Genomic DNA, 13884 nt, shown 5'->3' with positions numbered 1-13884 from the left:
GTCAGGCTCCCGGGGCCAGGCCGGCGTTGCTGGACTCGAACGAGCCGGGAGGCGGGGTGACGCCGTGCTCGCGGCACCACTCCCCCGCCGGTCGCTGGCTGCGCCGGGGGATGCCGTTGGAGGGATCGAGCTGCAGCGGGATCGGCGGCAGCGGAGGCAGTTCCTGGTCGGCCTCGGCCGCCAGCTCGTCGGCGTCCTTCTCCTCCGACATGCCGATCGGGCCGACCCGCTGGGCGTTGAGGAACTGGCGCACGACCGGCTCCTCGGAGCTGAGCAGCTGCTCGCGGGGGCCGAACATCGCGAGGTGGCGGTGGTAGAGCAGCCCGATGTTGTCGGGCACCGTCCGCGCGGTGTTGATGTCGTGGGTGACGATGAGGAAGGTGGCGTCGATCTGGGCGTTGAGGTCGACGATGAGCTGGTTGAGGAACGCCGTGCGCACCGGGTCGAGGCCCGAGTCGGGCTCGTCGAACAGCACGATCTCGGGGTCGAGCACCAGCGCGCGCGCCAGGCCCGCACGCTTGCGCATGCCTCCGGAGATCTCGCCGGGCAGCTTGTCCTCGGCGCCGAGGAGGCCGACGAGGTCCATCTTCTCCATCACGATGTCGCGCACCTCCGACTCCGACTTGCGCGTGTGCTCGCGCAGCGGGAAGGCGACGTTGTCGTAGAGGTTCATCGAGCCGAACATCGCGCCGTCCTGGAACAGCACGCCGAAGAGCTTGCGGATCTCGTAGAGGTCGCGCTCCGAGCAGCTCGCGATGTCGGTGCCCTCGATGATGATCGAGCCCTTGTCGGGCTTGAGCAGGCCGATGAGGGTCTTGAGGAAGACCGACTTGCCCGTTCCGGACGGACCGAGCATCACGCAGATCTCGCCCGCCGGGACGGTGAGCGTCACGTCGCCCCAGATGAGCTGCTTGCCGAACGACTTCGAGAGGTCGTCGACCTTGATCTCGACACCCACGTGCGCCCCTTCCTGCCGTCAGGCCCTCTGCTCGAGCCGGGCGGCTCCTGCCCTGCGCTACTACTGAGTAGACCAACGCCGGACTGCGCGAGAGGTTACGCCTTCGTGCGACGGTCGTCACCCACGCTCTCGGGTGAGACGCAACAGGGCGGTCACCCCTGATCGGGGTGACCGCCCTGGGCGGTCGACAGCGGGGCTCGAGGAGCCACGCCGTCAGCGGGTCACTTGACGGTGACGGTGGCGCCGGCGGCCTCGAGGGCCTCCTTCGCCTTGTCAGCGGCGTCCTTGGTGGCGTTCTCGAGGATCGTCTTGGGGGCGGCCTCGACGAGGTCCTTGGCCTCCTTCAGACCGAGGGAGGTCAGGGCGCGCACCTCCTTGATGACGTTGATCTTCTTGTCGCCGGCGGCCTCGAGGACGACCTCGAACTCGTCCTTCTCCTCGGCGGCGGCGTCGCCACCGGCAGCGCCACCGGCGGCCGGGGCGGCGGCCACGGCAACGGGGGCAGCGGCGGTCACGCCGAAGGTGTCCTCGAACTGCTTCACGAACTCAGAGAGCTCGATCAGGGTCATCTCCTTGAAGGCGTCAAGGAGCTCGTCGGTGCTGAGCTTCGCCATGATGGCAAACCTTTCGTCTGTGGCACGGTCGCGTGGTGCGACTGCGCCGGGGTTTCAGGTGGTGTACGTCGGCCTGGTGTCAGGCGTCGGTGGACTCGGCGGCCGGCTCGGCTGCCTCGTCGGTCGCCTCGGTCTCCTCGGCCGCGGGGGCCTCGTCGACGGGGGCGTCCTCGGCAGCCGGAGCAGCCGGCGTACCGGCACCACCTGCGAGGATCGTGGGGTCCTGCTCGGCCTTGGCCTGCAGCGCACCCGCGAGACGGGCGGCCTGGGCGATCGGCGCGTTGAGCAGGTAGACGGCCTGGGACAGCGAGGCGAGCATGCCGCCCGCGAGCTTGCCCAGCAGCACCTCACGCGACTCGAGGTCAGCCAGCTTGGCGACCTCGGCAGCGTCGAGGGACTTGCCGTCCAGGACACCGCCCTTGATGACAAGAGCGGGGTTTGCCTTGGCAAAGTCACGCAGACCCTTGGCGGCCTCGACCACGTCTCCATTGATGAAGGCGATGGCGGTGGGGCCGGTCAGCAGGTCGTCGAAGCCTTCGATTCCCACCTCGGTGGCGGCAATCTTGGCGAGCGTGTTCTTGACCACGGCGTAGTTGGCGTTCTCGCCGAGGGAGCGCCGCAGGTCCTGCAGCTGCTTCACGGTGAGCCCGCGGTACTCGGTCAGCACAGCGCCGGCGGCACCGTTGAAGGACTCAACGATCTCCGCAACGGCGGCAGTCTTTTCTGGCCGCGCCATGGGTCTCCTTCCGGGGTTGACCACCGGCGTCCGGCCCACAGACGACGAACGCCCTGAGCACAGGCTCAGGGCGTTGGTGCGGCGAGTGCCGCTGCTCTGTCACCTGCGCCGGCCGTCCGCTGCTGCGAACCTTCGGTCACGGGCGGGGAGCTCGTGACAACCTGCGGTCTCTGGTTTCGAGATGGAACAGTACGTGGCGGGACCGGCCCAGACAAATCGGCGGAGCCCGGGGCAAACGTGCCATTCGGCCCACGCGGACCCCCCAACACTGGTTCCATGTGGGGCGTGGATCAACAGCTCACGACCGTCGGGGCCTCACTGGCCCGCAGCGACGAACGCATGCTCACCGGACGCAACGCGGCCGGACGTGTCTGGAAGACAGGTTTCGGTGGTCTCGACCCGCTCATCGGCGGCGGCATGCGCGCAGGGTCGCTGATCCTGCTCGCGGGCCCGCAGGGCCTGGGCAAGTCGACGTTCGCGCTGCAGGTGGCCCGCAACAACGCGGCCACCGGGCGCCCGGTCCTCTACTTCTCCTACGAGCACGACGCCGAGGACCTCACGCAGAAGCTCATCGCCATGGAGGCCGGCGAGCTCGACGACTCCAACCAGGTGCGCCTCAACAGCATCCGGTCGATCTTCGACGACCTCTGGGTGAGCTCCCTCGAGCACCGGCTCGAGTCCGTGCCCGCCGGCGTCGAGGCGCTGTCGAAGGTGGCGCGCTACTCCGAGATGCTCTTCCTGCACCGCTCGACCGGCACCCGCACCGACCTCGCCGCGATCCAGGCCGCCATCGAGGCAGTCCGGGAGCTCGCCGGGACCACTCCGCTGGTCGTCGTGGACTACCTGCAGAAGGTGAAGTCCACCTACTCCGACGACGACGACAAGTCGACGGAGATCGTCGAGGGCCTGAAGGACATCGCCATCGACATCAACGCTCCGGTGCTGGCGATCGCCGCCGCCGAGAAGGAGGCACTGCGCTCCGGACGGCGGATGCGCGCCAACGACCTCCGCGGCTCCAGCGCCCTCGCCTACGAGGCCGACGTGGTCCTGGTGCTCCACAACAAGTTCGACATCGTGGCGCGCCACCACCTCACCTACGACCTCAGCAACGCCGAGCGCTTCCGCGACTTCGCCGTCGTCACGGTGGAGAAGAACCGCTTCGGTCGCGACGGTGTGGTGCTGCAGTTCCAGGCACGCTTCGACCAGGGCCGCTTCGATGCCGACGGCACCGAGGTCAAGGAGCAGCTGATCGACGAGCGGGTCTTCCGCGAGTGATCAGGCTGCGCCGGGGAAGTCCTCGGTGACCTCGGCCGCCGGCGGGGCCTCGATCTCGACGTCGGTGCCGAAGTCCGCGTAGGTGCCCTCGGTCGTCGACGAGGCGGCCGCCCCACCGCCGGCCCCGGGCACGTCGATGGTCTGCACGAACTTGCGCGGCAGGTTGTCTCCGTCCACCCACATCTCGGTCACGAGCTCCTCGGGCATCATGTCCGCCATCGCCGCAGGGAAGTCCATCGCCTCGAGGTAGCGGCTCGGGTCCATCGTGATCCGGTAGTGGTTCGTCGGGATGCCGTCGACCTCCTCGCTGCCGACCAGCTCGAGCTTCTCGGGCGACTCCATCGCCTTGAACATGACCTCGGGGTCGGTCGCCTTGCCGATCATCCCGAACAACGAGCTCGGGTCGCTGAGGTCGATCTTGAGCCACTTGTCGCCCGTGCCGAGCTCGGCCGACTTCATGTACATCGCCTCGTCGAGCAGGATCAGCTCCATCGGCTGGGCACCTGTGCTGCTCGCCTTCATCTCCATGCCGTCGTCGCCGAACCGGGCCTGGCCGCTCATCTCCTGGGACTGGCCGGCGGAGCCGGAGGTGGTGGTGAAGGTGAAGGTCTCCGCCTCGCGCATCGCGGCCATCACGGACGGGTAGAAGTCGTCGGCCGACAGCTCGGCCGGCGTGGCGGCGTCGGTGTCGTCCTCGGTCCCGCCCGTCTCCTCGCTCGCGTCGTCGGCGGGCGCCTCCCTCGTCGAGCCGGTGCTCTCGTCGGCCGCGGAGGAGTCGGGGGACCCCGAGCCGTCGCTGCAGGAGGCCAGTCCCGTGCCGAGGGTCAGCACGAGGGCGGCGGTGCCGAGGCGACGGGCGAGGGACGTGACGCGCATGTGGGTCTCCTGGACGGGCGGGACAGTGGCGGGACGGCGTCGTGCTCGGCAGCCCTCCTGCCCGATGCTTCCACAGCGAGACGAACGGCCTCGGGACGCAGCACGGCCCGGCCGCCCATGAGGGCGACCGGGCCGGAGCGGCAGCGGTGGGTCAGGCCTGGACGGCCTCGTCCTCCGCGGCGACGTTCTTGACGCGGTTGGGGTCGACCTGGATGCCGGGGCCCATCGTCGTCGAGACGGTGATCTTCTTGATGTAGCGGCCCTTGGAGCTGGCCGGCTTGAGACGCAGCACCTCGTCGAGGGCGGCGGCGTAGTTCTCCGCGAGCTGGACCTCGTCGAAGGACGCCTTGCCGATGATGAAGTGCAGGTTGGCGTGGCGGTCGACGCGGAACTCGATCTTGCCGCCCTTGATGTCCGTCACGGCCTTGGCCACGTCGGGGGTCACCGTGCCGGTCTTCGGGTTCGGCATGAGCGAACGCGGGCCGAGCACGCGGCCCAGGCGGCCGACCTTGCCCATCATGTCGGGCGTGGCGACGACGGCGTCGAAGTCGAGCCAGCCGCCGGCGACCTTCTCGATCAGCTCGTCGCCACCGACGAACTCGGCGCCGGCCTCACGGGCAGCCTCGGCCTTCTCGGCGTTGGCGAACACGAGGACGCGGGCGGTCTTGCCCGTGCCGTGCGGGAGGTTGACGGTGCCGCGGACCATCTGGTCGGCCTTGCGCGGGTCGACACCCAGGCGCATGACGACGTCGACGGTCTCGTCGAACTTCTTCTTGGAGCCACCCTTGGCGATCTTGATGGCGGCCAGCGGGGCGTAGAGCTCGTCCTTGTCGAACGCCTCTGCCGCCGCGCGGTAGGTCTTGCTGCGCTGCATGGTCTTCTCGTTTCTCTGGTGCGAAGGATGTGGTCTAGTCGAGCCAGCGCGGCTCTCCCACAGTCAGAACTGGATTGCTGAGCTCACAAGCTCGCTCAGCTGTCGGTCGTGACGCCCATCGAGCGCGCAGTGCCCTCGACGATCTTCATGGCCGCATCGATGTCGTTGGCGTTGAGGTCGGGCAGCTTGGTGGTCGCGATCTCGCGGACCTGGTCCTTGGTCAGCTTGCCGACCTTGTCCTTGTGCGGGACGCCGGAGCCCTTGGAGAGGCCGGCGGCCTTCTTGATCAGCTCGGCGGCCGGCGGGGTCTTGGTGATGAAGTCGAACGAGCGGTCCTCGTAGATGGTGATCTCGACGGGGATCACGTTGCCGCGCATGGACTCGGTCTGGGCGTTGTAGGCCTTGCAGAAGTCCATGATGTTGACGCCGTGCGGGCCGAGCGCCGTACCGACCGGCGGAGCCGGGGTGGCCGAACCTGCCTGCAGCTGCACCTTGACCAGTGCGGCGATCTTCTTCTTGGGAGGCATTGCCTTCTCTTTCTCTCTTGTGGTCACGACGAGGGCGGTCGCCCTCTGCCACGGGTTGTTGCTACTTCATTGTCGCCGCCGGGTCGCCGCCCGACGAAATCGTCAGACCTTCTGGATCTGGCTGAACGACAGCTCGACCGGTGTCTCGCGGCCGAAGATCTCGACGAGGGCCTTGACGCGCTGGGACTCGGCGTTGATCTCGGTGATCGTCGCGTGGAGCGTGGCGAACGGACCGTCGACGACCATGACCGAGTCGGACACGGCGAAGTCGGCGACCTCGACGGGCTTGCGCGGGGTGGTCGAGGAGCCCTTCTCACCGGACGCGGCGGCCTCGGCCTCGGCCACGGCCACGACGGCCGGGGCGAGCATGTCCTCGACCTCGCTCATGCTGAGCGGGACGGGCTGGTGGCTGTGGCCCACGAAGCCGGTGACCGACGGCGTGTGGCGCACGGCCGACCACGACTCGTCGGTGAGGTCCATGCGAACCAGGACGTAGCCGGGAAGGACGGTGCGCGTGACCATCTTGCGCTGGCCGTTCTTGATCTCCGCGACCTCCTCGGTGGGGACCACGATCTCGTGGATGTAGTCCTCCATGTTGAGCGAGATGATGCGGTTCTCCAGGTTGTGCTTGACCCGCTTCTCCATGCCGGAGTAGGTGTGCACGACGAACCAGTCGCCCGGCTTGGCCCACAGCTCGCGGCGGAAGGCCTCGAGCGGGTCGTTCTCCTCCGCGGCGGCCTCGTCGGAGCCGGACTCGTCGGAACCGGCCTCGTCCTCGGCGACCTCGGGGGCGTCCTCGGCGGCATCCGCGTCAGGAGTCTCGGAGACGTCCTCGGTGGTGTCCTCGACGGAGTCCACGTCGGCGTCCTCCGGGGTCGCCTCGTCGTTCGACTCGACCTGGTCCTCGACCTGGTCCACGTCATTGCTGTCAGACACGTCTCACTCCGTACGTCGTTGCTGGGGTCCGGTCACCGGGACCGGGGCCGGGCTCACCCGGCGGGGATCAGAGCGGTGGATTCACTGCCCCGTCGTCGTCACTGCGTGCTGCTGCCGGTGAAGATCTCGAAGACCAGCTTGCCGAAAGCCAGGTCGAGCACCGAGACCAGCAGCATCACGACGACCACGAAGACGAGCACCACGAAGAAGTAGGTGACCAGCTGCTGCTGGGTGGGCCACACCACCTTGCGGAGCTCGGCGACCACCTGGCGCAGGAACGTGGCCGGGCTGGTGCGCCCACGGTCGTCGCCGCGCGAGTCGCGCCGGTCCTGAACCGCGTTGCCGTCAGCCACGTTCTCCACCTTCTCGTTGATGCTGTGTGCAGTGTTTCCTTGCAGGGCACGAGGGACTTGAACCCCCAACCTTCGGTTTTGGAGACCGATGCTCTGCCAGTTGAGCTAGTGCCCTCCGGTGGTCCCTGTCCCCATCACTGGGGGCATGCCGAAGCATCTGGCGAAACCACCAATCGGGAAGCATACGGGGCGCGACCACCCCAGTCGAACCGAGGCGCCGCACCGGGGCCGGAGAGCGCTCGCCGCCCCCTACGATGCCGGACATGGTGGGTGCTCGGGAACGGCGTCGCGACGTGTCCGCACTGCCCAAGGCCCACCTCCACCTCCACTTCACCGGGTCGATGCGGCACCAGACGCTGCTCGAGCTCGCCGAGCGTGACCAGGTCGTGCTTCCCGACTCCCTGGTCGAGGACTGGCCCCCGCAGCTCAGCGCGGCCGACGAGAAGGGCTGGTTCCGCTTCCAGCGCCTCTACGACGTGGCGCGCTCGGTGCTGCGCACGCCCGACGACGTACGCCGCCTGGTGCTGGAGGCGGCCGAGGACGACGTGCGCGACGGCGGACGCTGGCTGGAGATCCAGGTCGACCCCAGCGGCTACGCGGCCCGGTTCGGCGGGATCACCGAGTTCACCGACCTGGTCCTCGACTGCGTCCGCGACGCGTCCGACCGCACCGGGCTGGGCATGGCCGTGGTGATCGCGGCCAACCGCACCCGCCACCCGCTCGACGCCCGCACGCTGGCCCGGCTCGCGGCGCAGTACGCCGGCCGCGGGGTGGTCGGCTTCGGGCTGTCCAACGACGAGCGGCGCGGCCGCACCGAGGACTTCGCGGGCGCGTTCCGGATCGCGGAGCGCGCCGGCCTGCTCCTGGTCCCGCACGGAGGCGAGCTCCGCGGCGCCGACCACGTCACCGCCTGCCTCGACCACCTCGGGGCCCAGCGGCTCGGGCACGGCGTACGCAGCGTCGAGGACCCCGCGGTGCTCGACCGCATCGTGTCCGCGGGCATCGCGCTCGAGGTGTGCCCGGTCTCCAACGTCTCGCTCGGCGTCTACTCCGACCTCACCTCCGTGCCGCTGCCGCAGCTCCTCGCCGCCGGTGCGACGGTGGCGCTGGGCGCCGACGACCCGTTGCTGTTCGGGTCGCGCCTGGCCGGGCAGTACGCCACGATGCGGGCCGCCCACGAGCTCGACGACGCGACCCTGGCCCGGCTGGCGGAGATGTCGTTCGAGGCGTCCCGGGCGCCGAGCGACGTGGTCGAGGCGGCCCGGCGCGACATCGCCGCCTGGCTCGATACCTGAGGACGCTGTGGTCGTGGATCGGACGAGAATCCGTCCACCACGTCCTCAGGTATCGCTCAGAGGGCGCAGCCGACCGTCACGGGCTCGTTGACGAGGGTGACCCCGAACCGCTCCCGGACGCCATCGCGCACCTCGCGGGCGAGGGTGAGCAGCTCCTCGGTGGTCGCGCCGCCGCGGTTGGTCAGCGCGAGGGTGTGCTTGGTCGACAGCGCGACCCGCTCCCCCGCCGCAGGGCTGGTGAAGCCCTTGTGGAAGCCGGCGTGCTCGATCAGCCAGGCGGCGCTCGACTTCACGGTGCCGTCGGGCTGCTCCCACCGCGGCGCGTCCGCGGGCAGCTCGGCCGCCCGCTCGGGTGTCACGAACGGGTTGGTGAAGAACGAGCCCGCGCTCCAGGTGTCGTGGTCGGCCGCGTCGAGCACCATGCCCTTGCCCGCCCGCAGGGCCAGCACGGCGTCGCGGACCGCGCCCAGCGGGGCCCGCTGACCGGCCTCCACCCCGAGGCGGCGGGCCAGCTCGGCGTACGCCACGGGCTCGGACTGGTCGCCCTGGCGCAGCTGGAAGGTCACCTCGAGCACCACGTAGCGCCCGGGCTCGGCCTTGAACCGGCTGTGCCGGTAGCCGAAGCCGCAGTCGGCGGCGGCGAAGGTGCGCTGCGTGCGGTCGACACGGTCCCAGGTGCGGACACGGGAGATGGTCTGCGAGACGTCCTGCCCGTAGGCGCCGACGTTCTGGATCGGGGTGGAGCCGACGGCGCCGGGGATGCCGGACAGCGCCTCGATCCCCGCCCAGCCCTGAGTCACCGCGTGCGCGACCAGCGTGTCCCAGTCCTCACCGGCCGCGACCCTCAGCACGACCCCGCCGCACTGCGCGAGGGCGTCGACGTCGCAGGTGTCGGTGTCGGCGACCACGCCCGTGGTCGCGACCTGCACGACCCGGCCGTCGAAGCCGGCGTCGGCGACGACCAGGTTGGAGCCGCCGGCGAGCAGCAGCACGGGCGTACCCGCTGCGTCGGCGTCGGCGACCGCCGCCACCAGGTCGGCCTCGGTGGTGGCGCGCACCCACTCGCGGCCGGGGCCACCCAGGCGCAGGGTGGTGTGGTCCCGGAGAACAGGCACCGGGTCAGGCACGGACGGTGGCCTCGCGCACCACGGCCTTGGGCATGCCGAGGACCTTCTGGTCGCCGCAGGTGACCTCGAGGGCGAGCGTGACCAGGCCGTCGGCGACGGACTTGACGGTGCCGCGCACCACGACGTCCGCACCGCCCTCGGCAGGTACGACGACGGGGCTGGTGAACTTCGCGCCCAGGTCGACGACCTCGGCGCCGCCGGTCCACTCGGCGACGGCGCGCCCCACCAGGGCGAGGGTGTACATGCCGTGGGCGATCACACCGGGCAGGCCGACGCTGCGGGCGACCTCCTCGTCCTGGTGGATCGGGTTGTGGTCGCCGCTCGCCTCGGCGTACGCCACGAGGTCCGCGCGGGTGACGGTGAAGGTCTTCGGCTCGAGGGCGTCCCCGGCGCTCATCGGCGTGGTCACTGCGGAGCCTCCGATCCGGACGAGTGGACGAGGGTGGCCTTGCCGGTGCAGACCACGGCTCCGGTCGCGTCGGTGATCTCGCTGCTGGTGGCGATGATGTCGGCCGGGCCGATCTGGCGCAGCCCGGTGACGGTGAGCGTGGCGCTGAGCTCGTCGCCGGCCACGAGCGGGCGGACGTAGGCGAAGCGCTGCTCGCCGTGCACGATCCGGTGCAGGTCGATCTGCTCGGCGTCGAGGAAGGCCTGCATGGCGTCGAAGGCCAGCACGATCGGGAAGGTCGGCGGGACGCCCTCCCCGGGGTGGCCGACGGCGGCGGCGAAGGCGCTCACCCGCTCGGCGGTGACGGTCAGGGGTGCCGGCGCGGGGAACTCGCGCCCCACCAGGGAGGGGTCGACGGGCATGACCCAGAGCCTACAAACACGACGACCCGTCCGAGGACTCGGACGGGTCGGGTGCGACGGAAGAACGCGTCAGCGGGTCTCGCGGTGCGCGGTGTGCGTGCGGCAGCGCGGGCAGAACTTCTTCAGCTCGATCCGGTCGGGATCGTTGCGACGGTTCTTCTTGGTGATGTAGTTGCGCTCCTTGCACTCCGTGCACGCGAGCGTGATCTTGGGGCGAACGTCAGAGCTCTTGCTGGCCATGGGGCAATCCTTGCGTTTGCGGGTGAGGCGGAGACTTGGTGGTAGCGGGGGCGGGACTCGAACCCGCGACACCACGATTATGAGCCGTGTGCTCTAACCACCTGAGCTACCCCGCCGCGGAGGAAGGACGACCCCGGAGGGAGGTCCGACCCAGAGCCCCTTTACGGAATCGAACCGTAGACCTTCTCCTTACCATGGAGACGCTCTGCCGACTGAGCTAAAGGGGCAACGACGGAGAACGATACACACGCCCCGCCACGATGAGAAATCGGCTCTGGCGGACCGTCATCCAGCGTGGATCCGGGGCCAGCCGACCGCCTCCTCCAGCTCGTAGGCGAGGCCCAGGAGACGGGCCTCGCGACCCGCTCCGGCGCCCAGCATCATGCCCTGGGGGAGCCCGCCGGCGGTGGTCGCCAGGGGCAGCGAGATGGCCGGCTCGCCGGTGGCGTTCTGGAGCGGGGTGAAGGCCACCCAGTCCATCAGTCGGGCCATGATCTCGTCGTAGTCCTGGTCGGGACGCAGGTGCCCGACGCGCGGGGTCTCGGTCGCCAGCGTCGGTGTCAGCGTGACGTCGTACGACGCCCGGTGGCGCGCCGCGAGCCGCTGGGAGCGGCGCAGGACGGCGATCGAGAGCGGCTGCTTGTGCAGGTTGCGCGCAGCGTGCTTCGCGAGCCCGAGGGTGAGGTTGTCGAGCTTGGTCGGGTCCCAGCTCGCGCCGAAGTCCTTGCGTCCCCGCCGGGAGATGACGAGCGCGAGCATGGACCAGAAGCGCACGAAGTGCTCGGGGAAGCTCTCGGGGACCGGGTTGTCGATCTCCTCCACCCGGTGGCCCATCCGCTCGAGGAGCGCCGCCGTCCTGAGGGTCAGCTCGCGCACCTCGGGGCTGCACGCGCGCCCGATGCCCTGGGTGACGACCGCGATCCGCAGCCGCGCCCGGCCAGGTCGGGTGATGTCGCCGACGGGCGCGAGCAGCGGGTTGCGCCAGACCTTCTCCGCCTCGCGGTAGAACGCCGCGGTGTCCCGGACGCTGCGGGTCAGCACCCCGTCGGACACGATCCGCACCGGCATCTCGCGCATCATCCGGTCCTGCGCCAGCCGACCGCGGGTGGGCTTGAGGCCGACCAGCCCGTTGACCGCGGCCGGGATCCGGATCGACCCGCCGCCGTCGTTGGCGTGGGCGATGGGCACGGCGCCCGCGGCGACCAGGGCCGCGGACCCGGCCGACGAGGCGCCGGCGTAGTGCTCGGTGCTCCACGGCGAGCGCACCGGCCCGAGGCGTACGTGGTCCGCCGCCCCGGAGAAGCCGAACTCGGAGAGCTGGGTCTTGCCGAGCGGGATCAGCCCGGTCGCGAGGTACATCCGGGCGAAGTCGCCGTCCTCCTTCGCCGGCGCGGCCGTGAAGGCGTCGGCCCCGTGCTGCGTGGGCATGCCCGCCACGTCGACGTTGTCCTTGACGAAGGTCGGCACGCCGGCGAACCACCCGCCGCGCGGGCTGCGGGCCTCGTCGCGCGCTCGGTCGTAGGCGACGTGCGCCACGGCGCCCAGCGCGGCGTCGACCTGCTCGGTGCGGGCGATCGCGGCCTCCACGACCTCGGGCACGGACACCGCTCCCGCCCGCAGCGCCTCCACCAGTCCGGTGGCGTCGAGGTCGGTCAGGGCGTCGTCGGCGGAGAAGGCGTGCACACGCGTCATGGCGCGAGGGTAGTGGCGACACCGCGCCGGTGACAGCCCTCGAGGTGGTCGTCGACGAGGCCGATCGCCTCCATCAGGGCGTACATCGTGGTCGGGCCGACGTGGGCGAAGCCGGCCTTCTTGAGTGCCTTGGACAGGGCGACCGACTCGGGCGAGGTGGTGGGCACGTCGGCGCTCGTGCGGGGCGCCGGAGCGGGGTCGGGCCGGAACGACCAGATGAAGTCCTCCAGCCCGCCGTGCTCGCGCAGCGCGACGGTGGCCCTGGCGTTGGCGATGGCGGCGTCGACCTTGCGGCGGTTGCGCACGATCCCGGCGTCGGCCATCAACCGCTCCACGTCAGCGGCGTCGTACGCCGCCACCGTGTCGGCGTCGAAGCCGGCGAAGGCGGCGCGGAAGCTCTCGCGCTTGTTGAGGATCGTCAGCCACGAGAGACCCGACTGGAACGCCTCGAGGGTGAGCCGCTCGAGGTGGGCGGCCTCCCCCGCGACCCGCATCCCCCACTCGGTGTCGTGGTAGGCGAGGTTGACCGGGTCGCCCGCGCCCCAGGGGCACCGGCCGAGGCCGTCGGGCCCCACGACTGCTGCGCTCATGCCGCACATTGTCGCCGGGTGGGGCTCAGCGGCGTTCCTTGAGCCTCACGTGGGGCAGGATCGGCGCCGGGATGGGCGCGAGGTCGAGGTCGACCACGCCGAACCGGCCGTCGGACACCGCCCGGCCCGATTCCACGACCGACCCGTCGGCGGTGATCTGCTCCTGCCACTCCCGGCGGTAGGCCTCGATCTCCTCGTGGCTGCGGCCGATGAAGTTCCACCACATCACGATCGCCTCGCCGAACGGCGGCCCACCGAGCAGCAGCAGCCGGGCCTCGTCGTGGGCGGTGATCGTGAGCGTCGTACGGCCGGCCCGGACGTGCGCGAGCTCGCTCGGCTTCAGGTCGTGGCCGTCGACGTCGACGGTGCCGACGTCGAGCAGGACGCCGTGCTCGAAGGACTCGTCGACCTCGATCTCGAGGCTCTTGCCGGTGGCGAGCATGAGCTCCGCGCCGAGGAGCGGCGTGTGGACGGTGACCGGCGAGCTGGCACCGAGCAGCGAGCCGATGAAGACGCGGGCCTCCCACCCGGGGCCGCGGACGGGGTCGGGCGCGAAGTGCTCGAAGCCGGGGTCGACGTGGCGGCTGTCGTCGGGGAGCGCGATCCAGAGCTGGGCCCCGTGCAGGACCGTGGTGTCGGGGGTGGAGACCTCGCTGTGGCTGATGCCGCGCCCTGCGGTCATCAGGTTGAGCTCGCCGGGCCGCACGGTGGCGAGGCTGCCGACGGAGTCGCGGTGCTCGAGCGCGCCGTCGAAGAGCCAGCTCGCGGTCTGCAGCCCGGTGTGCGGGTGGGCCGGCAGCACCATGCCCCCGGACGCGTCGACGTCGTCGCGACCGTAGTGGTCGACGAAGCACCAGGCGCCGATCAGGGAACGGTGCCGCTGCGGGAGCGTGCGTCGTACGCGCATGGCCCGGGGACCGCCCAACGGGACCTCGCGAGGAGGGAGCACGTCGATGTGCGTGGTCATCGCTGGTCACCGTA

At 70.5% G+C, this 13884-nt stretch carries 17 protein-coding genes and 3 tRNA genes; 2 read left to right on the top strand and 18 right to left on the bottom strand.

Going from position 1 to position 13884, the window contains the following annotated elements; translation table 11 throughout:
- Position 1: 1 nt before the first annotated feature.
- From ACS3YM_RS01230 to rplJ, 3 genes are all read right to left on the bottom strand, one after another.
- Positions 2-958, bottom strand: a complete 957-nt coding sequence (locus tag ACS3YM_RS01230) for an ABC transporter ATP-binding protein (protein ID WP_439938226.1) — start codon at positions 956-958, stop codon at positions 2-4.
- Positions 959-1179: 221 nt separating this feature from the next.
- Positions 1180-1572, bottom strand: a complete 393-nt coding sequence (gene rplL / locus ACS3YM_RS01225; protein ID WP_439938225.1) for a 50S ribosomal protein L7/L12 — start codon at positions 1570-1572, stop codon at positions 1180-1182.
- A gap of 79 nt (positions 1573-1651) precedes the next feature.
- On the bottom strand, positions 1652-2308 hold the full coding sequence (rplJ, locus tag ACS3YM_RS01220; protein WP_439938224.1) for a 50S ribosomal protein L10: 657 nt from the start codon (positions 2306-2308) through the stop codon (positions 1652-1654).
- Between the two features lie 285 nt (positions 2309-2593).
- On the opposite strand from rplJ, the gene ACS3YM_RS01215 reads away from it, so the two are divergent.
- Positions 2594-3583, top strand: coding sequence for a DnaB-like helicase C-terminal domain-containing protein (locus tag ACS3YM_RS01215; RefSeq protein WP_439938223.1), 990 nt, complete (start codon positions 2594-2596; stop codon positions 3581-3583).
- Here the strand turns inward: ACS3YM_RS01215 and ACS3YM_RS01210 are convergent, their stop codons facing one another.
- The 6 genes from ACS3YM_RS01210 to ACS3YM_RS01185 all read right to left on the bottom strand — a co-directional run bounded on the left by ACS3YM_RS01210 (position 3584) and on the right by ACS3YM_RS01185 (position 7264).
- A complete protein-coding gene (locus ACS3YM_RS01210; protein WP_439938222.1) occupies positions 3584-4459 on the bottom strand; it encodes a hypothetical protein in 876 nt (291 codons plus the stop codon).
- A gap of 151 nt (positions 4460-4610) precedes the next feature.
- Positions 4611-5333, bottom strand: coding sequence for a 50S ribosomal protein L1 (gene rplA, locus ACS3YM_RS01205; RefSeq protein WP_439938221.1), 723 nt, complete (start codon positions 5331-5333; stop codon positions 4611-4613).
- A 95-nt stretch (positions 5334-5428) separates the two neighbouring features.
- Positions 5429-5860, bottom strand: coding sequence for a 50S ribosomal protein L11 (gene rplK / locus ACS3YM_RS01200; protein WP_439938220.1), 432 nt, complete (start codon positions 5858-5860; stop codon positions 5429-5431).
- A gap of 102 nt (positions 5861-5962) precedes the next feature.
- Positions 5963-6796, bottom strand: coding sequence for a transcription termination/antitermination protein NusG (gene nusG, locus ACS3YM_RS01195; RefSeq protein WP_439938219.1), 834 nt, complete (start codon positions 6794-6796; stop codon positions 5963-5965).
- Positions 6797-6894: 98 nt separating this feature from the next.
- A complete protein-coding gene (secE, locus tag ACS3YM_RS01190) occupies positions 6895-7149 on the bottom strand; it encodes a preprotein translocase subunit SecE (RefSeq protein WP_439938218.1) in 255 nt (84 codons plus the stop codon).
- A 42-nt stretch (positions 7150-7191) separates the two neighbouring features.
- A tRNA-Trp gene (locus ACS3YM_RS01185) sits at positions 7192-7264 on the bottom strand.
- 148 nt (positions 7265-7412) lie between these two features.
- Between ACS3YM_RS01185 and ACS3YM_RS01180 the strand changes: the two genes are divergently transcribed.
- On the top strand, positions 7413-8444 hold the full coding sequence (locus ACS3YM_RS01180) for an adenosine deaminase (protein ID WP_439938217.1): 1032 nt from the start codon (positions 7413-7415) through the stop codon (positions 8442-8444).
- Between the two features lie 56 nt (positions 8445-8500).
- Here ACS3YM_RS01180 and ACS3YM_RS01175 read toward each other — a convergent pair whose 3' ends face one another.
- From ACS3YM_RS01175 to ACS3YM_RS01135, 9 genes are all read right to left on the bottom strand, one after another.
- Positions 8501-9559 carry a UDP-N-acetylmuramate dehydrogenase gene (locus tag ACS3YM_RS01175; RefSeq protein WP_439938216.1) on the bottom strand — a complete coding sequence of 353 codons (1059 nt, stop codon included), beginning with the start codon at positions 9557-9559 and terminating at the stop codon, positions 8501-8503.
- Between the two features lie 4 nt (positions 9560-9563).
- Entirely contained in the window at positions 9564-9980 is a 417-nt protein-coding gene (locus ACS3YM_RS01170; RefSeq protein WP_439938215.1) for a MaoC/PaaZ C-terminal domain-containing protein, read from the bottom strand.
- Positions 9977-10381 carry an FAS1-like dehydratase domain-containing protein gene (locus ACS3YM_RS01165; protein ID WP_439938214.1) on the bottom strand — a complete coding sequence of 135 codons (405 nt, stop codon included), beginning with the start codon at positions 10379-10381 and terminating at the stop codon, positions 9977-9979. Before ACS3YM_RS01165 ends, ACS3YM_RS01170 begins: the two co-directional genes overlap by 4 nt.
- 69 nt (positions 10382-10450) lie before the next feature.
- Entirely contained in the window at positions 10451-10621 is a 171-nt protein-coding gene (gene rpmG / locus ACS3YM_RS01160) for a 50S ribosomal protein L33 (RefSeq protein ID WP_135837170.1), read from the bottom strand.
- Between the two features lie 39 nt (positions 10622-10660).
- Positions 10661-10737 (bottom strand) — tRNA-Met (locus ACS3YM_RS01155).
- Between the two features lie 38 nt (positions 10738-10775).
- Positions 10776-10848: transfer RNA gene (locus tag ACS3YM_RS01150), tRNA-Thr, on the bottom strand.
- Between the two features lie 58 nt (positions 10849-10906).
- Entirely contained in the window at positions 10907-12313 is a 1407-nt protein-coding gene (locus ACS3YM_RS01145) for an amidase (protein WP_439938213.1), read from the bottom strand.
- Positions 12310-12903 (bottom strand): DNA-3-methyladenine glycosylase I, encoded by a 594-nt coding sequence (locus ACS3YM_RS01140; protein ID WP_439938212.1) that lies wholly within the window; start codon positions 12901-12903, stop codon positions 12310-12312. The genes ACS3YM_RS01145 and ACS3YM_RS01140 overlap by 4 nt, the downstream gene beginning before the upstream one ends.
- 25 nt (positions 12904-12928) lie before the next feature.
- A complete protein-coding gene (locus tag ACS3YM_RS01135; protein WP_439938211.1) occupies positions 12929-13870 on the bottom strand; it encodes a pirin family protein in 942 nt (313 codons plus the stop codon).
- Positions 13871-13884 lie beyond the last annotated feature (14 nt).

It is taken from the genome of Nocardioides sp. N13(2025), assembly GCF_051912545.1.
Taxonomy (GTDB): domain Bacteria; phylum Actinomycetota; class Actinomycetes; order Propionibacteriales; family Nocardioidaceae; genus Nocardioides.
The sequence above is the reverse complement of the archived record's forward strand: the minus strand, read 5'-3'. Positions and strand labels throughout refer to the sequence as shown.